Source organism: Paenibacillus sp. PDC88 (genome assembly GCF_900106725.1).
Taxonomy (GTDB): domain Bacteria; phylum Bacillota; class Bacilli; order Paenibacillales; family Paenibacillaceae; genus Paenibacillus; species Paenibacillus shunpengii.
In genome coordinates this window covers 191,729-209,935 of the sequence record NZ_FNNT01000003.1, presented here as the reverse complement: position 1 = coordinate 209,935, position 18,207 = coordinate 191,729, and the positions used below count along the sequence as shown (strand labels likewise).

15 protein-coding genes and 1 pseudogene are annotated in these 18,207 nt (G+C 48.6%); 11 read left to right on the top strand and 5 right to left on the bottom strand.

What is annotated here, in order from left to right; genetic code table 11:
- Positions 1–85 precede the first annotated feature (85 nt).
- The 8 genes and pseudogenes from BLW49_RS11495 to BLW49_RS11460 form a co-directional block, all read left to right on the top strand.
- Positions 86–1,462: an FAD-dependent oxidoreductase gene (locus tag BLW49_RS11495; protein ID WP_090724724.1), complete on the top strand. Its 1,377-nt coding sequence runs from the start codon at positions 86–88 to the stop codon at positions 1,460–1,462.
- 228 nt (positions 1,463–1,690) lie between these two features.
- A complete protein-coding gene (locus BLW49_RS11490) occupies positions 1,691–2,518 on the top strand; it encodes a formate/nitrite transporter family protein (protein ID WP_090724722.1) in 828 nt (275 codons plus the stop codon).
- Between the two features lie 286 nt (positions 2,519–2,804).
- Entirely contained in the window at positions 2,805–4,898 is a 2,094-nt protein-coding gene (locus tag BLW49_RS11485; protein WP_090724720.1) for a molybdopterin-containing oxidoreductase family protein, read from the top strand.
- Between the two features lie 36 nt (positions 4,899–4,934).
- Positions 4,935–6,170, top strand: a complete 1,236-nt coding sequence (locus tag BLW49_RS11480; RefSeq protein ID WP_090724717.1) for an MFS transporter — start codon at positions 4,935–4,937, stop codon at positions 6,168–6,170.
- Between the two features lie 407 nt (positions 6,171–6,577).
- The gene (locus BLW49_RS11475) at positions 6,578–8,131 is read left to right on the top strand and encodes a chitinase (protein WP_090725073.1); all 1,554 of its coding nucleotides are present in this window, start codon (positions 6,578–6,580) and stop codon (positions 8,129–8,131) included.
- Entirely contained in the window at positions 8,131–10,239 is a 2,109-nt protein-coding gene (locus tag BLW49_RS11470; RefSeq protein WP_090724715.1) for a glycosyl hydrolase family 18 protein, read from the top strand. The genes BLW49_RS11475 and BLW49_RS11470 overlap by 1 nt, the downstream gene beginning before the upstream one ends.
- A gap of 345 nt (positions 10,240–10,584) precedes the next feature.
- A complete protein-coding gene (locus BLW49_RS11465; RefSeq protein ID WP_256209724.1) occupies positions 10,585–11,082 on the top strand; it encodes a GNAT family N-acetyltransferase in 498 nt (165 codons plus the stop codon).
- Between the two features lie 183 nt (positions 11,083–11,265).
- A pseudogene (locus tag BLW49_RS11460) lies at positions 11,266–11,391 on the top strand (RNA polymerase sigma factor); the annotation flags it as partial.
- Positions 11,392–11,661: 270 nt separating this feature from the next.
- Here BLW49_RS11460 and BLW49_RS11455 read toward each other — a convergent pair.
- From BLW49_RS11455 to BLW49_RS11445, 3 genes are all read right to left on the bottom strand, one after another.
- On the bottom strand, positions 11,662–11,877 hold the full coding sequence (locus tag BLW49_RS11455; protein ID WP_076314453.1) for a hypothetical protein: 216 nt from the start codon (positions 11,875–11,877) through the stop codon (positions 11,662–11,664).
- Between the two features lie 149 nt (positions 11,878–12,026).
- A complete protein-coding gene (locus tag BLW49_RS11450) occupies positions 12,027–12,575 on the bottom strand; it encodes a GNAT family N-acetyltransferase (RefSeq protein WP_076314454.1) in 549 nt (182 codons plus the stop codon).
- 63 nt (positions 12,576–12,638) lie between these two features.
- A complete protein-coding gene (locus tag BLW49_RS11445; RefSeq protein WP_076314455.1) occupies positions 12,639–12,893 on the bottom strand; it encodes a DUF2164 domain-containing protein in 255 nt (84 codons plus the stop codon).
- 116 nt (positions 12,894–13,009) lie between these two features.
- Between BLW49_RS11445 and BLW49_RS11440 the strand changes: the two genes are divergently transcribed.
- Both BLW49_RS11440 and BLW49_RS11435 read left to right on the top strand, forming a co-directional pair.
- Positions 13,010–13,300, top strand: coding sequence for a hypothetical protein (locus BLW49_RS11440; protein ID WP_090724714.1), 291 nt, complete (start codon positions 13,010–13,012; stop codon positions 13,298–13,300).
- 148 nt (positions 13,301–13,448) lie between these two features.
- Positions 13,449–15,152, top strand: a complete 1,704-nt coding sequence (locus tag BLW49_RS11435; protein ID WP_090725070.1) for a glutamine--tRNA ligase/YqeY domain fusion protein — start codon at positions 13,449–13,451, stop codon at positions 15,150–15,152.
- Between the two features lie 361 nt (positions 15,153–15,513).
- Here BLW49_RS11435 and BLW49_RS11430 read toward each other — a convergent pair whose 3' ends face one another.
- A complete protein-coding gene (locus BLW49_RS11430; RefSeq protein WP_256209723.1) occupies positions 15,514–16,707 on the bottom strand; it encodes an MFS transporter in 1,194 nt (397 codons plus the stop codon).
- 206 nt (positions 16,708–16,913) lie between these two features.
- Between BLW49_RS11430 and BLW49_RS11425 the strand changes: the two genes are divergently transcribed.
- Complete coding sequence (locus BLW49_RS11425; RefSeq protein WP_090724710.1) at positions 16,914–17,564, top strand: molybdenum cofactor guanylyltransferase; 651 nt, start codon at positions 16,914–16,916, stop codon at positions 17,562–17,564.
- Here the strand turns inward: BLW49_RS11425 and BLW49_RS11420 are convergent.
- Entirely contained in the window at positions 17,542–18,150 is a 609-nt protein-coding gene (locus BLW49_RS11420) for an NAD(P)H-dependent oxidoreductase (protein ID WP_090724708.1), read from the bottom strand. The genes BLW49_RS11425 and BLW49_RS11420 overlap by 23 nt on opposite strands.
- Positions 18,151–18,207: the final 57 nt, after the last annotated feature.

The following is an 18,207-nucleotide window of genomic DNA, read 5'->3' as shown; positions in this document are numbered from 1 at the left end:
CCCTGGCATCGTTAACCCTATAGTAGTGAAATATTTCACATCACAACCATAAAGCTCTTTTTTAACCTTAAGGAGGTATTTTAGAATGAAAGTAGCCGTTATTGGATGTACACACGCTGGGACAGCAGCCATTATTAATACAGCAAAGCTTTATCCAGATGCCGAAATTACCGTTTATGAACGCAATGACAATGTATCCTTCTTATCCTGCGGGATTGCACTATATGTTGGCGGGGTCGTTAAAGATCCTCACGGATTGTTCTATTCTTCACCTGCACAGCTGCAGGAGCTGGGCGTCAAAATGCGTATGCTTCATGAAGTAATTGAAGTGGATACGAAGGCTAAATCGCTTAAAGCACGCAGCTTGAACACAGGCGAGGAGCTTGTGGACACTTATGACAAGCTGATTGTGACGACTGGATCATGGCCGATTATTCCGAATCTTGAAGGGATTGATCTGAACAACGTGCTTCTGTGCAAGAACTATGAGCACTCCAATACGATTATTGCCAAATCTCAAGATGCACGCCACGTAACCGTTGTAGGTGCAGGCTATATCGGTATTGAGCTGGTCGAAGCATTCCAGATGAATGGCAAAGAAGTAACGCTGATTGATGCAGAAGACCGCATTCTAAGCAAATATTTGGATGCTGAATTTACCGACCGTATTCAGTCCGACCTCACGGACAAGGGCATTCAGCTTGTGCTTGGCGAGAAAGTAAGCCGCTTCGAAGGAGAAGAGGGCAGCGTACGCAAAGTCGTTACCGACAAAGGCACTTACGAAACCGATCTGGTTATTCTGTGCATTGGCTTCCGTCCGAACACCGAGCTCTTAAAGGGTCAGGTTGACATGATGCCGAACGGAGCGATTCTGGTGGATCGCTACATGCGCACAAGCAATCCTGATGTCTTTGCAGCCGGAGACAGCAGTGCGATCTATTACAATCCAACTCGACAAGCATCCTATATTCCGCTCGCAACCAATGCGGTGCGCATGGGTACGCTGGTTGCCCGCAACCTCAAGGCTCCTGTGACACGCTACATGGGAACCCAAGGTACATCAGGGATCAAGATTTATGAACAGAACATCGCGGGAACAGGCCTGACAGAAGCTGGGGCAGTAGCAGCGGGACTTAAGGTCGAGAGCGTTACTCTCGAGGACAGCTATCGTCCGGAATTCATGCCTACGGCAGAGAAGGTTCTAATTAAAGTGATATTTGAGCAGGAATCCCGCCGGATTGTGGGGGCACAGCTGATGAGTGAAGCCGAGCTTACACAGTCGATTAATACCTTGTCCGTATGTATCCAGAATGAGATGACTGTAGATGAGCTGGCGTTTATCGACTTCTTCTTCCAGCCGCACTACAACAAGCCTTGGAACTTCCTGAACAGTGTAGGACAGAAAGCACTGAAGCCAGTTGATGCCCAAGCTCAAGAGAAGAAGGAAGAGGTTCTCGTTTAATAATCCTATATTTGATTGGACTTATGACCGTCAGCGCATTTTGCTCTGGCGGTTTTTTCATACGCTAAGAATTGCAGTTTATTCTAAATCGTCTTATCTGCAAGTGAAGACTACGAATAAGAATACCGATCCAGTATTTATGTTTGTGAATTTATTAACAATCGAGAGCTTGAAAAAGCGATACAATGGAGGTATGGGTTAATGTAAAAGAAATAAGGGGGATGGCTCATGGCAGCTCAGAAACCTAAAGACATTGCTGAACTTACAGCGGATACCGGCTTTGCCAAAGCCCATAATCCACTATCTGTCGTCTTGATCCTCGGCTTTTTGGCGGGTGTATATATATCCCTTGGATTTCTGCTCTATATCAGGGTTACCGCAGCGGCTCCCGAAGCTTGGGGCAGTATTACGAATCTGATCGGGGCGCTTGTATTCCCCATCGGCCTGGTGCTGGTATTGATTGCCGGAGGAGAGCTCCTGACGGGCAATATGATGGCCGTATCTCTGGCAAGATTGCGAGGGCGGATCTCTACACTTCTGCTCATCCGAAACATGGCGCTTGTCACGTTGGCAAATTTCGCGGGGGCCATTTTTGTTGCCTACTTTTTCGGTCATGTGCTGGGGATGACAGGTGAAAGCGTCTATCTGGATAAAGTGGTGGATATGGCGGGACATAAGCTGGAAGACAGCTTCCTGCAGGCTTTTATTTCGGGAATAGGCTGTAACTGGCTTGTGGCACTTGCGGTGTGGCTGTCTTATGCAGCAGATACGATGAGTGGAAAGGTGCTCGGGATCTGGATTCCGACAGCAGCGTTTGTAGCGATTGGCTTTCAGCACGTTGTCGCGAACATGTTTCTCATACCCGCTGCCATATTTGAAGGACATTATTCCTGGAGCATGTATCTGGCTAATTTCATTCCGGTTTGGCTGGGCAATTTTGCAGGTGGAGCCGTGTTTGTAGCAGGTGCCTATTATTTGGCGTATCTTCATGAACAGCCGCAAGGCAAGCCTCTTGCACAGGGTGCCAAGGACAATACTAAAATTCGCCATGTCTAGGTTCGGGGGAACGAAACCTTTACATGACGAATTTTCGGGAGTGGTCTATGATACGGCACTTGGAGGAGGGGTCTTCCTAACTCCTAACTGCCTTGATTTTTATTACCCTTGCATGGAAATGATGAAACAAGTGAAAAAAATATTTTTGATTAGATCAGCTCGTGTGAAAAGCGGTTACTGCCAGTGGCGGGAACTGCTTTTATTTTTTGTCACACTTTGACGATTATGGAATCCGGAATTATGATAAAAGAACTGGTTTGAGCGACTTTGAAACTTAAGAAGTGCTATGAGAAAGGAGAGGCAAGCTGTGATTAATGAACAGAATGGAATATTTCCTGCTGTATGTCCACTTGATTGCCCCGACACCTGCGGACTACTGTTGCATAAGAAGGAAGGCAAAATTGTGAAGGTGACCGGCAACCCGGATCACCCGATTACCAAGGGCGCCATTTGTAACAAGGTCCGAAACATGACAGAACGTATATATGATGAGAAACGTCTGAAGTATCCTTTGCGGAGAACGGGTCTCAAGGGCGAGGGTAAATTTGAGCGGATAACCTGGGAGGAAGCGATCAGCGAGATTACGGGACGTTTCAAGGCTATATCGCAGGAATACGGAGCAGAGGCTATTTTGCCTTACAGCTTCTATGGAAATATGGGGATTCTCGGTGTAGACGGAATGGATCGGCGCTTCTTCAATGCGCTTGGTGCAAGTCAGCTGGAGCAGACCATATGTAATGCAGCCGGCACTACCGGATGGAAATATACGATGGGTGCGAACCGGGGGACTGTGCCGGAAGAAACAGAGCATGCCGATGTCATTATCGTGTGGGGCGGAAATATTATCAGCACGAACATGCATCAGGTAGTCCTTGCAGAGAAAGCGCGTAAAGCAGGTGCTAAGGTCATTGTCATTGATGTTCATCGCAACCGCACGGCACAGTGGGCGGACTGGTTCGTACCGCTGTATCCCGGAACCGATGCCGCACTCGCACTCGGCATGATGAACGTGCTGTTCGAGAAGGGGCTTGTAGATGAGGCATTCTTGCAGCAACACACAGTAGGTCACGAGGAGCTTCGCGAGCATGTTAAGAGCTATACACCAGAGCGGGTATCTCTCATTACCGGTGTTTCTGTGGAGGATATTGTGAAGCTGGCAGAGACCTATGGTCAGGCTAAGGCTGGTTACATCCATATTGGGAATGGCCTTCAGCACCATGATAACGGGGGAATGAATGTAAGGGCTGTTGCCTGTCTCCCCGCGCTGACAGGAGCTTGGGCGAAGCTCGGGGGCGGAGCCTCCAGATCCAACGGAGGCTACGCGAGCTTGAACAGCGACGCGCTGGAGCGTCCGGATCTTAGAGAGAATCCGAATGCACGAAGCATTAACATGAACCAGATTGGCGCAGCGCTTCATGATGAACAGCAGCCAATTAAAGGGATGTTTGTATACTGCTCGAATCCGCTCGTGGTCGCTCCAGATACGAAGAGGGTAGAGCAGGGGTTTGCGAGGGAAGATCTGTTTACGGTGGTTCACGATCTCTTCATGACAGACACAGCCAAATATGCAGATATTGTGCTTCCGGCAACCTCTAATTTTGAGAACACCGATTTGTACAGCTCGCCTTGGCACCAATATGTACATATCCAGGAGCCGGTTATTGCACCGCTAGGCGAAGCCAAGAGCAACGTAGAGCTGTTCTCACTGCTTGGACAAGCTATGGGATTTGATGAAGCAGCCTTCAGTGAGACGGAGCTGTCCATGATCGAGGGAGCACTAAATTACCCGGATAATCCATACTTGAACGGGGTGACGCTGAATAAGCTGAAGGAGCAGCGATTCGTGAAGCTGGATATGTCTGAGTATGAACAGTTTCTTGATCATCTGCCAACTCCTTCCGGCAAGATTGAGCTGTATTCCAAGGTGATGCTTGAAGCAGGTCTGTCACCTCTGCCTGCCTATGCGCCGCTTCATGAAGGATATGACGGCGAGCATCCGGCAGGAAGGGAAGACAAGTATCCGCTCATGTTTCTCTCGCCGCCGAATCATAACTTCTTGAACTCGACGTTTGCAAACGTAGAGAAGCATCAGAAGATGGAGAAGCAGCCTATGCTGCATATCCATCCACGGGACGCTGAGCATAGAGGCATTGAGGAGGGAGATCAGGTCGTTGTATATAATGACCGGGGAACTTATCAGTTAACAGCCAAGTTAGGTGAAACCATGCTGCCCGGTACAGTCATCAGCCAGGGTCTCTGGTGGGAAGGAGCGGACGGCAGACAGCGTGCGAACGTGCTGACTCCGGACCGATTATCCGATATGGGCAGAGGGGCTACCTTCTTCTCGACAACGGTTCAAGTCATCAAGCAAGAAGTTTAATCATACAAAGTTAACGACAACGTGGGAGAACAGAACATGAAATGGCTTGAACAATATCCGAAGGAAGTCAAAGTATTCTTAATTGCCAGCCTTGTAAATGCAACCGGCAGTTCATTAATGTGGCCGCTCACCACAATGTATGTATTTGATGAGCTGGGCCGGAGCATGTCACAGGCAGGCTTTGTCATATTGATTCAATCCCTGGGCGGCATATTCGGTCAGCTGCTCGGCGGAGGCTTATACCATAGAATAGGTGTGAAGAAGCTGATCGTTGGTTCGCTGCTGCTGAACGCCATGGGACTGTTCACACTGCCATGGATCAATGAAGTATGGTGGCTGTTTGTAGTCATGATGGGCCTCATCGGGCTGTTTAACTCCTTGTCTCTTCCTGCCATTCAAGCCTTTGTCGGCTTTCGCTTTGCTGATCGCAGAGGCGAGCTGTTCAACGTCATCTATGTCGCTCAAAATATCGGGGTTGCGCTCGGGACAGCGCTCAGTGGATTCCTGGCCGATATATCCTATCATTTGAGTTTTATTATGAACGGTGTCACTTCAGCTATATTTGGCGGGTACTTCTTTATGTATTTGAGCAAGGTGGATCGGGAGCAGGGGACGACCTATGTACCGGCACAGCATAAGAAGGTGAAGCTGCCGGAGGACAATACCTGGTATTTGCTTCGCAACGTTCGGCTGTACCTTTTTATCAGTGTCGGTTCCTTGTTCATCCTGCTGGGCAACTCCATCTGGAATACAGGGGTGTCGCCCTTCATCATTGAGGAAGGGATGGAGAAAAAAGCGTACAGCCTGCTGTGGACAATGAACGGGATCCTTATTTTTGTGGCTCAGCCGGTCACCTCTCTGATCAAAAGATGGTTTGCTCAGACTTCGTCTGCCCAGCTGATTGTAAGTGCGATATTCTACACGGCAGGCTTTGCTGTTATTGCACTGTTCCAGCATTATCCCGGTATGATTCTGGCGATGATTCTCATTACGCTTGGGGAGATGCTGATCTCACCTGCTACACCGGCGTTTATATCTGAGTATGGAGGGAAGGCAGCACCGTTCTACTTGGGTGTATCCGGAGGCATTGCTGCGATTGGACGAGTTGCAGGTCCCTATGCAATGGGAATCATGTATGATGCAGGAGGACTATCGCCCGTTGCCTGGTTCGCCGCGATTACAGCAGGAATCAGCATTATCGCTTTTGTAATTCATGCCAAAGTGAACGCATCAAGGAGTCATGCTCTACAAGAGGAATCCGCCGTTCTGTAAGACTAGCAAAAAGCATCCATAGAATCAGACTGTTTCTGACGAGTCCGCCGGACTTTCGGGAACAGTCTTTTTTGTGCGGAAAATCACACATTTTTCACCCTCTATAGCAATAATTTATCCCTTATCTTCCCTATCGTTTGCTGTTTAAATACTAGGTGAGGATTTGTAAATTCCCTGTTAAATTTGGATGAAGGACCGTATATGAATGAACGTCCAAGGGAAGGGTCCGACTCTATTGTGAGAGGAGTGGTGTAATTCACCTAAATAGCACAGTTTGTTCAGACTCTTTTTTCTAAAACGATGTAAGCCCACATGAGCACCAGGAAATCCTTGTTATGCTCGAAAGATTAATAGAATAAGTACAGGAGGGATTTAACTTGAATCAGGCTGTTCAATTCCGCCGTGTAATGACAATCGCTTTGGTCATTCTTCTCATTCTTCCGTGGCTTGCACCGAGAGCTGACGCTGCTGCCCAGTGGCAGGCAGGGACCGCATACAAGAAAGGAGATATTGTCACATATCAGAACAAGAATTATGAATGTATTCAGGCTCATACAGCCCTAACCGGATGGGAGCCGCCGAATGTGCCTGCATTGTGGAAGGATGTCGGAGATGGTACGGGAGGAGAGAACCCAACCCCGGCTCCGGATACGATACCGCCTTCCGTTCCAACGGGACTCGCATCAACACTTATAACGGAGACATCCGTTCAGCTGATCTGGAACGCCTCCACAGATAATGTAGCCGTAACCGGATACGAAGTGTACCGGAACGGCAGCCTTGCAGCCAGCACTTCCTCGGCATCTGCTGTTATAAGTGGACTTACCGCCGGTACTACCTATGCTTTCACCGTTAAGTCCAAAGATGCGGCAGGTAATCTCTCCGCTGCAAGCAGTCCTCTCAGTGTAACCACCTCTACTGGCTCTACGAATCCGGGTCCTGCTCCGACCGGCAGCAAATGGCTGATCGGTTACTGGCATAACTTCGACAATGGATCTACCAATATTAGACTTCGCAACGTCTCACCAGCCTATGACATTATCAACGTCTCCTTTGCCGAACCTGTCTCACATGGCAGCGGAACTCTTGCATTCACACCCTACAACTCCACCGTAGAGCAATTCAAATCCGATATCGCTTATCTCCAGAGTCAGGGCAAGAAGGTCCTTCTCTCCATGGGAGGTGCAAACGGGACGATTGAGCTCACCGATGTGACTAAGCGCCAGCAGTTTGAAGAATCACTCAAATCGATTATTTCCGCCTATGGGTTTAACGGGCTTGATATTGATCTCGAAGGAAGCTCGTTATCTCTTAACGCGGGAGATACGGATTTTCGCAATCCGACAACCCCTAAGATCGTGAATCTCATTAATGGAGTCAAGGCAGTCAAAGCCTATTTTGGTGCTGATTTTATCCTGACTGCTGCACCTGAAACGGCTTATGTACAAGGCGGATATTTGAGTTATGGCGGTCCATGGGGCGCATACCTGCCGGTCATTCACGCCCTGCGTAATGATCTGACGCTCCTGCATGTACAGCATTACAACAGCGGCTCGATGGTGGGATTGGACGGACGCTCTTACTCCCAGGGGACAGCTGATTTCCACGTTGCCATGGCTGAAATGCTGCTGCAAGGATTTCATGTTGGCGGAAGCGGAGGGCCTTTCTTTAGTCCACTAAGACCAGACCAGATCGCGATTGGGGTCCCTGCTTCCCAGCAAGCGGCAGGAGGTGGCTACACCGCGCCAGCTGAGCTGCAAAAGGCGCTGAATTACTTGATTAAGGGTGTTTCATACGGTGGTTCATATACCCTTCGCCAGCCTGCAGGCTATGCAGCGATTAAAGGGATTATGACCTGGTCCATCAACTGGGATGCCTATACGAATAATCAGTTCTCGAACGCACATCGTCCGTTTCTGAACGGATTTAGCACGCAAACAACGAAGGAGGCCGTGTACTAATGCCAAAGTCGTCTCGTCATCGTCATGCTGCTGCCAGAGTCGCCAAGTTATTTTTAGGATTATCCATGCTCTTATCTATTTTCATTCCTTCGCTTGCATTAACCTCAGCTAAGGCGGAGGCCGCTGATGCTTATAAAATTGTCGGATATTATCCGGCCTGGGCAGCCTATGGCAGAACTTACAATGTAACGGATATCGATCCAACCAAGGTGACGCATATCAATTATGCTTTTGCTGATATTTGCTGGAATGGAATTCACGGAAATGCTGATCCCACAGGCCCGAACCCAGCAACCTGGAGCTGTCAGGATGAGAAAGGGCAGGCGATCAGCGTACCGAACGGTACGATTGTGCTTGGTGATCCCTGGATTGATACCGGTAAGCAGTTTGCAGGAGATACATGGGATCAACCCTATGCCGGCAACATTAATCAGCTGAATAAACTGAAGCAGATTAACCCAAATCTGAAGACAATTATTTCCGTTGGCGGCTGGACGTGGTCTAACCGTTTCTCCGATGTCGCGGCAACCGCGGCAACTAGAGAGACCTTTGCCAATTCGGCGGTAGATTTCCTGCGGAAGTATAACTTTGACGGTGTAGATCTGGACTGGGAATACCCGGTTTCAGGCGGACTTGAAGGTAACAGCAAACGCCCTCAAGACAAACAGAATTACACGCTCCTGCTTAGCAAAATCCGTGAGAAGCTGAATGCAGCAGAAGCAGTGGATGGCAAGGATTATCTGCTGACGATCGCAAGCGGAGCCTCCCCGAGCTATGTAGCCAATACGGAGCTGGCGAATATCGCATCTATCGTAGATTGGATCAACATTATGACATATGACTTTAATGGTGCATGGCAAAAGATCTCAGCACATAACGCGCCGCTGTATAATGACCCGGCGGCTGCTGCCGCAGGTGTGCCTGATACCAGCACGTTTAATGTCTCGGCTGGGGCACAGGGACATCTTGATGCAGGCGTGCCTGCAAGCAAGCTTGTACTGGGCGTGCCATTCTACGGCCGCGGCTGGGATGGCTGTACACAGACGAGTAACGGACAGTATCAAACATGCTCGGGTGGTTCCTCCGTAGGAACATGGGAGCCAGGCTCATTTGATTTTTACGATCTGGAAGCGAACTACATTAACAAGAACGGATATACACGTTACTGGAACGATACGGCCAAGGTTCCTTATCTGTACAATGCATCGAATAAGCGCTTCATCAGCTATGATGATGTGGAATCCCTCGGACACAAGACCGCTTATATCAAGAGCAAAGGACTTGGCGGAGCGATGTTCTGGGAGCTGAGCGGAGACCGTAACAAGACGCTCCAGAATAAGCTGAAGGCAGATCTGTCTACCGGAGGCACAACACCGCCTCCTGCGGATACGACTGCACCAAGCGCTCCAGCGAATGCTCGATCGACGGCGGTTTCAGCAAGCTCCGTGACGCTCGCATGGAACACTTCGACGGACAACGTGGGGGTTACCGGCTACAACGTGTATAATGGCGCAAACCTGGCAGCAACCACTACAGGTACAACGGCTACGGTCAGCTCGCTTGCGGCAAACACTTCTTACACCTTTACAGTGAAGGCGAAGGATGCAGCCAGCAACTTATCTGCTGCCAGCAATGCAGTAACTGTGAAGACTTCCAGCACGACACCGCCGTCCGATTCGACGGCTCCAACCGTACCGGCTAATCTGACCTCCACAGCCCAAACGACCTCCAGTGTCTCACTGAGCTGGGCGTCTTCCACGGATAATGTCGGTGTGACAGGGTATGAGGTATACAATGGAGGGAATTTGGCAACGACAGTAACCGGAACTACAGCGACAATCAGTGGTCTTGCGGCAAATACCACATATACTTTTACAGTGAAAGCGAAGGATGCCGCCGGCAATTTGTCTGCGGCAAGCAGCGCGCTTAGTGTGAAGACCAAGGCGGAAACAGGTAATCCAGGTGCTTCACCTTGGCAAGCGAACACAGCATATACGGTTGGTCAGCTGGTGACCTATAATGGCAGCACGTATAAATGCCTCCAAGCCCACACTTCCTTACCTGGCTGGGAGCCTGCAAATGTGCCGGCCTTGTGGCAGAAGCAGTAGCAATGATCAGCCGCAGTACAAACCGCAGTACAAACATTTTGCAAAAGCAGCTTCAACAAGGAGCTCTGGTGGCGGCCAGATCAGGAGGAGTGTGATGATTCTTTCCATTTGGTAAGCCAACCCACTGCATTGAATTCGTTGCTATAATAACCGTAATCCTAACCATAAGAGATGCTTCCGTTTTTTTCTTCGGAGGCTTCTCTTTTTTACGTTTTATGCACGTTGAAATACAGCGTTTCATGTCATTTCATCTATAATTCTGTCAAAAGCGTGTGATAGAATAGGAAAAAACGCTTTAGTCAGGCGCATTTGCTGAAAGAGCGTCAATAGAAGGGTTGGATTCATGTGATTATTATCCAGGAGGCCATAGAGGTCCGGCTATCGCATCTAAGAGATGCAAGACAGCTTATGGATCTGGATGCACTTGTATGGGACGAGCATACCGCACCTGGACCGGTCCAATGGAAATCCAGAGAGCAGTACTTGAACGCTTGTCCACCAGGCAGTCAGATGATTGCGGTTATGGATACTCGCGTTGTCGGCTATGTTGGATTCAGAACACCGACTGGACTGAGGAGCAATTCACATGTATTGGAGATTCATATTGCTGTCCATCCTGCCTACCAGAAGCAAGGAATTGGGAGCATGCTCATGGATGCGGTGAAAGAGCTGGCGAGAGAACGACAAGTGAAGAAGCTCCGTTTAAGAGTGCTGTCCCATAATAGAAGGGCGCTTGCTTTCTATGAAAAATGCGGCTTCGTTGAGGAAGGCCGGCTGATGAATGAATTCTGTATCGGCGGTAAATACGTTGATGACATATTAATGCGCTATTTGTTGAACTAATGGATGGACTGCGTTTCTTAATTGGAGTGAAAAATTAGGCGACCGTCTGATTCTTATTGTAAGAAGCAGACGGTTTTTTGCTGTGGTGAGAAACCGACAGGTGATAAAGAAATCATTGAGAAATGAACCGATTTTTGTCCTCGATTGTCTATATAGCATCAGGTAAAGAGAGGGGTGAAGTCATTGACCGAACGAGAGCTGTTTGACTCGTACCATAAGGACGTGTACAGAACATGCTACTACATGCTAAGGCATGCACAGGATGCCGAAGATGCGTGCCATGATATTTTTATTACGGTATTCCGTCAGCAACAAGACTTTGCAGGTAATGGGGAAAACAAAAGGATGGATGTGTACGAGAATTACCAGGAGCGAATGAGCTCGAGCTTTATGCTTATATGTACGGTATCGAGCAGCCAGAAGCTGTGCTTCGTGTAGCTCTCACTGACGGCGAATAAACATACTGATTCATAGCTATTCTAGATGCAGCAATAGGAGAGTTCATTCGAATTCAACATTAAGCGAGGCTGTCCGCAAGCAGGACAGCCTCTTTGTTCATATTCTTATATTAGAGTTAGCTTATTCCCGATATTTCGTTTCGTGCACTGTCTGCGGCGCCTGCTGAGGTCCGAACTCCACCTTGGCGGAGATTCTTTTGCTTGATGCCTGTGTGTTCTCTGTGCCTGAATTTAGCTGCGCTTGATTGCTGTATGGACTTGCATTCAGCGCCATTCCCATCGTTAAAGTCATCGCAAGTGAGCTGGACATCACCCATTGCGACATCGTCTTATTCATGTGTTCATACCTTCCCTTCCTAATGTGGGGACATGTATACTTTAACCAAACGGGATGAAGTCAGGATGAAGAGAAGCTTAAGCTCACATTAAAAATAGAAAAGGCCTATCTGCATAGGCCTAATCATGTTCATTATGTAGTATAGATCGTTACCGGAGCAGCTTCCATTCGCTTTGGAGCATGCCATACACGGCATGGTTCACATAGCCCTGCGGCAGCTTCTCTGCCTCCCGGACAATCCCTTCGAGGACAAATCCGAGTCTCTCTGGAATTCCGCGGCTCTTGTGATTACCAGTAGCGCAGCGGATCTCCACCCGGTTCAAATCAAGCTCAATGAGCGCGTAATCTACAAGCGCGCGGCAGGCCGAGCTCATGAGTCCCTGACCTTCATGATTTTTGCCAAGCCAGTAGCCGATGCTCACAGATCTGTTATTCCAATCAATTTCATGAAAGCCGATCACGCCGGCAAGCTCATCTTTGACCCAAATTCCAGCTGTGAATCCACCATTTTCAGAGCCTTGCTTGAGCGAATTTTTGATGAAATTAACGGAATGCTGTTGTTCAACAATCTGATCTACCCATGGCAGCCATTCGCGCAGCCGCTCTCTGGATCGATCTGTAAGATTAAACAATGCACCAGCGTGCTCGAGTGACAGGGGTCTTAATTCAATATCTTCATCGACCTTGTATGCAAACATCATCAAACCTTCTTTCATCCATAGAGTAAAATAGATAGATCAATACTTTTATATGAGTTAGATTTATCTAGATAACGGGATTTTTTGCTCCAGTGCATAGATATCGTCTTCCATGGATACCATCCGCTGATTGACGAGTGTGCGGCAGTCACTTAGTGCCTGATTATATATATAGGGAGAAAGTGATGTCAGGAAGAAATCAAGCATGCTGTCTGCTGCCAGCTCACCGATGGTTTCTCCCCGCTCTTCTTCAAAATGCTGCTGGATTAGACGAATCATGTGCTCTTTCTGCTCTTTGGGCAATTTTGTAGCCTTCATCAAATATACTCCTTTTACACCTCATTTTCCTTCATGCTACCTTATATTAGGCGAACCGTCAAAATGACATTTACAGATCAATAACAAGCACATTATGTAGAAAGGAGGTGCCGAATATGCCCATGCGTTCCTTTACCAAAGTACTGCTCTGGCTGTCGATGATTAGTATGGTGGTCACTTTGGTTATGCTGTGGATGACAAGAGAAAATATATTAGCCGTCCTATTTATCCCGATGATTGCAGCGACTCTGTATGCTCCGAATGGCATGCTCAGCAGTACGCTCTCCTGGGTAATTCTTGTATCGGGGTACCTGCTGCTATTCGCAATTCTCATACTGGATATGTACCTTATTCGGTTTGTCGCCCGTATTTTACAAAAAGCAATGAGAGGGAATTCCCATCTTTAAAGAAATGTAATTGTTATACTGGATTCGATATGTCAGAATCATTGCGGTGCGCTGAAGTTAAAGGTATATTTATTAGATCAGGATTATGCATTATTCGATCATATTTAAGGTATAGTCGATACAATTTACGAGAGAAAGGTTGATAATTGTGGAGAAGTCCTTAACCCCCTCCAATTTTATAAAAAACGTGATCTCCGAGGATCTTCGTGCAGGTAAAGTGAAGGAAGTTGTCACTCGGTTCCCGCCCGAGCCGAATGGATATCTACATATTGGACATGCCAAGGCCATTTGGATTAATTTTGCGCTTGCTGAAGAATTTGGCGGCAGCACCAACTTGCGCTTCGATGATACGAATCCGGCAAAGGAAGACGAAGAGTATGTGAAATCCATTCAGGAAGATGTGAAATGGCTCGGCTATGAATGGAAGGAAAAAAGATTCGCATCGGATTATTTTGAACAAATGTATGAAGCGGCAGTCAAGTTGATTAAGAAAGGTCTTGCTTACGTCGATGATCTGAGTGCGGACCAAATCCGCGAGCTGCGCGGAACGTTGACTGAGCCAGGCAAGAACAGCCCATACCGTGATCGCAGCGTTGAAGAGAATCTGGAGCTGTTCACACAGATGCGAAACGGTGAATTCAAGGACGGCGAGCGTGTGCTGCGTGCCAAGATTGACATGGCCTCCCCAAACATCAATCTGCGGGACCCTGTTATTTACCGGATTGCTCATGTCACTCATCACAATACCGGAGATCAATGGTGCATTTATCCGATGTATACCTTTGCCCATCCGCTGGAGGATGCGATCGAGCATGTGACTCACTCCCTCTGTTCCCTGGAGTTCGAGGACCAGCGTCCGTTCTACGATTGGGTCATTGAGCATTGCGAAATGGATGCAGAGCCTCATCAATATGAATTTGGCCGTCTTAATCTGGCCCAAACCGTAACGAGTAAACGCAAATTAAAGCTCCTCGTGGACGAAGGGCATGTCGATGGCTGGGATGATCCGCGGATGCCGACCATCTCGGGACTTCGCCGCAGAGGCTATACGCCGGAAGCGCTGCGGGAGTTTGTCTATGAGACAGGAATCTCCAAGAGCCAGGGCCTGGTTGATCTGCAAATGCTGGAGCACTTTATCCGCGAGGACTTGAAGCTGAAGGCACCTCGTACAATGGCTGTGCTTGATCCGATCAAGGTCGTTATTACGAATTATCCAGAAGGTCAAACCGAAATGCTGGAGGCAGAGAACAATCAGGAGAATGAAGAGATGGGAACTCGCCAAATTCCGTTCTCCCGCGAAATCTACATTGAGCGCGAGGATTTTATGGAGGATCCGCCGAGCAAATATTTCCGTCTGTTCCCTGGGAACGAGGTTCGTCTGAAGCATGCCTACTTCATTAAATGTAATGATGTTATCAAGGACGAAGAAGGCAACGTTGTTGAGATTCACTGCACCTATGATCCTGAAACGAAGAGCGGTTCCGGCTTTACCGGCCGCAAGGTCAAAGGCACGATTCACTGGGTGGAGGCAAGTCAAGCGATTCCGGCAGAATTCCGCCTGTTCGAGCCGCTGATCAACAAGGAAGAGCCGGAAGGCGATACAGAGCTTGAGGAGGAAAAAGAAGCTTCGGTTGCAGCACCTAAGTCATTCCTTGATGAGCTGAACCCGAATTCGCTGACCATCGTTCACGGCTATGTCGAGCCGAATATGGCGGATGCCAAGCCGCAGGACAAGTTCCAGTTCTTCCGCCATGGCTACTTTAATGTGGATTCCAAATATTCGGAGCCAGGCAAGCCTGTGTTTAACCGGGTTGTATCACTGAAGAGTTCCTTCCATTTGCCGAAGGCGTAAAATGGAAGGAATGAAAGATCATGTTGAGGCTTATGGCCGCTCCGGCAGCAGATGATCCCTCTGGTCGCTGTTGCTTTACGAATTTGATGATTTGATTAACATAATGCTGGGCAAATTCGAAAGCAAAGGCGAACGCTAACGCTCCTACGTGATCATTCTGCTTCCTTCGCTTAACGCCTCAAGTAACTATTTTCAATCTTCCACTCTCCGAAAAGGAGAATGGAAGGAGTGGGATAGATGTAGGGGGCGCTGATGCTGCTCAGCGTGATGAACTTCAAATAATCCATTTTCCGCTCTTCTAAGGCGGAGATATAGGAAACGCCGTTCTCTAATGTACAGAGAACGGCGTTTTTTGTTAGTGTTAGTCCCCGACCTTGTAGCTGGAAGGCAGTGGAGGCTGGTATCCGTATTTCTTCACGATATAAAACATGATACCAAACCCGATGATGCCGATCACAGACAGGATAACACCATATTGATACATCACGGACGCTCCGAAGTTCTGGAACATGAATCCCCCGAAGATTCCGGCGATAACGCCGGATACGCCGCCCCAGGAGAGCGTATAGAGCGCCTGCCCGGATGAACGATAAGGTCTCGGAATGAAGAGCATCGTCAGCTGGGTGCCTACATAGAAATACCCTCCGAAGGTTACCGAGTGAAGCAGCTGAATGAATGCGATCTGCAGCGGATCTGTCGCCAGCGCCATCAGCTCCCAGCGTACGGCGAAGAGGATGCTGACCACGGTCAGACAGCCCAGCATAACGGTCATCTTACGCTTTAGAAACCGATCAAATAAGAGGAACACTGCCACTTCCAATATGGAGGACATAAATACGGCAAGTCCAACCATCTGCTTGCTTCCTCCGAGCTCGGTAATGTACAGCGAGACGAACGCACTGTTCATCGCATTCGGCACGGAGACCAGAACACCGAGGATAATAAAAGTCATGAAATAAGGGTTAAGCACCACTTGACCAAACCCGCGCATACTGACGACCGGACCGTCCGAGGTTCGCTGCAGCTGCGGCAGAAGAACAGCGAAGAAGATGGCCGTCAGCAGCAGTACACTGAATACGATCGATATGCCGCTGTCACCGAGCCGATCCATGACTGGACCTGCAGCGACAGCAGTCAGCGCCCAGCCGAGAGATCCCCATAGACGAAATGAGCCAAATTTATGGTTCGTCCCATCAATGTATACCAGGATCATGCTGTTGGTTTGTGCGAATAAGGGACTCTGGAAAAAGTAGAAGAAGATCATCGCTGCAAAAATAAGGCTATACGTCGGAGCAAGAAATACAGCCTGTACGAATACCAGCGTCCCTGCTAACATGAGAAGAACCGTCTTACGGATATTTTGCGAGCGGTCGCTCATGAAGCCCCAGAAGGGGTTGGCGAAGAGGGACACGAAGGGGCCAATGGCCATAAGTGTTCCGATCTGAAGCTTGGTTAATCCATTATTTTGAAGATAAATTGAGAAAAAGCTGGTGAACACGGCGACAGCACCGTACACGAAGAAGTTATACAGCTTCAGCTGCGATAATGTATGCAAAGGGATGCCATTCCTTTCATTTCAGGTGGACCGAGCTAGGGTACTGCACAAGCAGGACAACTTCAAACCGATGGGTTTGACAATCCAAGAATCCCTCGCCTCTTTAGGTGGAGGGAGTGTTCAATACACTGTAGCATGTACTTGTAAGGGGATACAATCATTTTTGATACACATTTGCATTATTTTCGTGAGAGCGGGTGGATTTAATGAGAGTTTCGGGAATTATTTTGGCAGGCGGGCTCTCCAGCAGAATGGGGACAGACAAGGCAATGCTGCCACTGGGAGAAGCCAATGTCATTCAGACGATCGCCTCTGAATTAGCTAGAGCTGTAGATGATGTCCGTATTGCCGTCGGCAAAGAATATAAGAAGGAGTATGCAGAGCTTGGGTATAGGCAGGCAGCTGATGTATACCCGGGAGGCGGCCCGCTTGCAGGATTGCATGCAGGCCTGACAGCACACTGGGGTGCCAACTCCTCCGGGGTAGGAGGCTGGAGCTTATCTGTTCCGTGTGACACTCCGCTTGTCCGCGCCGAGCTGTTCAAGGTATTGATCCAATATGCAGAAGAGCAGGAGAACTCCGGCTATCAGGCGATCGTCCCTGTGATTGAAGGTCAGACGCATCCCCTGATTGCGATGTACCACGATTGCGTCATCCCTGTACTTGAGCAGCAGCTTGAGACGGGCAAGCGAAGGGTCATGGATTTTCTTTCTCAGATCCGTGTTAGATATATCACAGCGCATGAGCTGGCAGCAGAAGCTGGAATGCCATGGACAATGTCCGAAATTTCAGAGATGTTTACCAATATGAATCAGATGGAGGATTATGAGCGAATCAAGAAGCGCTGTCGTCTGTAGCGAACATAGCGGACAATTCAGTCTTGATTTGCTCTATAATCTGTTCCTTCTGAGCTTCTGAGGCATCATCCATATCGCCAAACAATAGATGACCTACCGGCTGTGTACCCACGAACTCCAGTATGCCTGCACCTGCGGTAACCCTGAGACCGTCTGTCATTCCGATCTGGTCGTAATGTGCTGCGGATGAGCCGTGAGTATTAATAATCAAGCTGTGCTTGTCCGTGAGCATCCGGATCAGCTGGCCGTCCTCATTGTAAGCATAGGCAAAACCATAGGAGAACACGCGGTCAATGTAACCCTTCAGTATAGCTGGCATGCCTGCCCACCATATAGGATAGATAAAGATAAGCGAGTCAGCGTCTAATATATATTGCTGCTCCTTCAGCACTTCTTCCTTCGGTGCTTCTCCAGCGTAACAGTCAGCCATTTCCTGCTCGCTGAGAACAGGGTCGAAATTCAGTGCATACAGATCTCTCACCGCAACCGTGTGGCCTGATTTCTCCAGTGTTTGCTGCACCGTTTGGCATATTCGATGATTAAAGCTCTCCTGAACAGGATGTGCATATATGATCAGATGCTTCATTGTCCTATCTCCTCCCAGCCTACAGAATAGGGTACAGCGAGAAGGGAGATTCGTGAT

Bases quoted from the DNA above. Each gene is read 5' to 3' on its own strand.
- BLW49_RS11445 (WP_076314455.1), bottom strand. From the start codon at position 12,893: ATGAAGGCTACAAAATTGCCCAAAGAGCAGAAAGAGCACATGATTCGT.
- BLW49_RS11420 (WP_090724708.1), bottom strand. From the start codon at position 18,150: ATGAAGCATCTGATCATATATGCACATCCTGTTCAGGAGAGCTTTAAT.
- BLW49_RS11495 (WP_090724724.1), top strand. From the start codon at position 86: ATGAAAGTAGCCGTTATTGGATGTACACACGCTGGGACAGCAGCCATT.
- BLW49_RS11480 (WP_090724717.1), top strand. From the start codon at position 4,935: ATGAAATGGCTTGAACAATATCCGAAGGAAGTCAAAGTATTCTTAATT.
- BLW49_RS11490 (WP_090724722.1), top strand. From the start codon at position 1,691: ATGGCAGCTCAGAAACCTAAAGACATTGCTGAACTTACAGCGGATACC.
- BLW49_RS11440 (WP_090724714.1), top strand. From the start codon at position 13,010: ATGCCCATGCGTTCCTTTACCAAAGTACTGCTCTGGCTGTCGATGATT.
- BLW49_RS11425 (WP_090724710.1), top strand. From the start codon at position 16,914: ATGAGAGTTTCGGGAATTATTTTGGCAGGCGGGCTCTCCAGCAGAATG.
- BLW49_RS11470 (WP_090724715.1), top strand. From the start codon at position 8,131: ATGCCAAAGTCGTCTCGTCATCGTCATGCTGCTGCCAGAGTCGCCAAG.
- BLW49_RS11455 (WP_076314453.1), bottom strand. From the start codon at position 11,877: ATGAATAAGACGATGTCGCAATGGGTGATGTCCAGCTCACTTGCGATG.
- BLW49_RS11450 (WP_076314454.1), bottom strand. From the start codon at position 12,575: ATGTTTGCATACAAGGTCGATGAAGATATTGAATTAAGACCCCTGTCA.
- BLW49_RS11475 (WP_090725073.1), top strand. From the start codon at position 6,578: ATGACAATCGCTTTGGTCATTCTTCTCATTCTTCCGTGGCTTGCACCG.
- BLW49_RS11485 (WP_090724720.1), top strand. From the start codon at position 2,805: ATGAGAAAGGAGAGGCAAGCTGTGATTAATGAACAGAATGGAATATTT.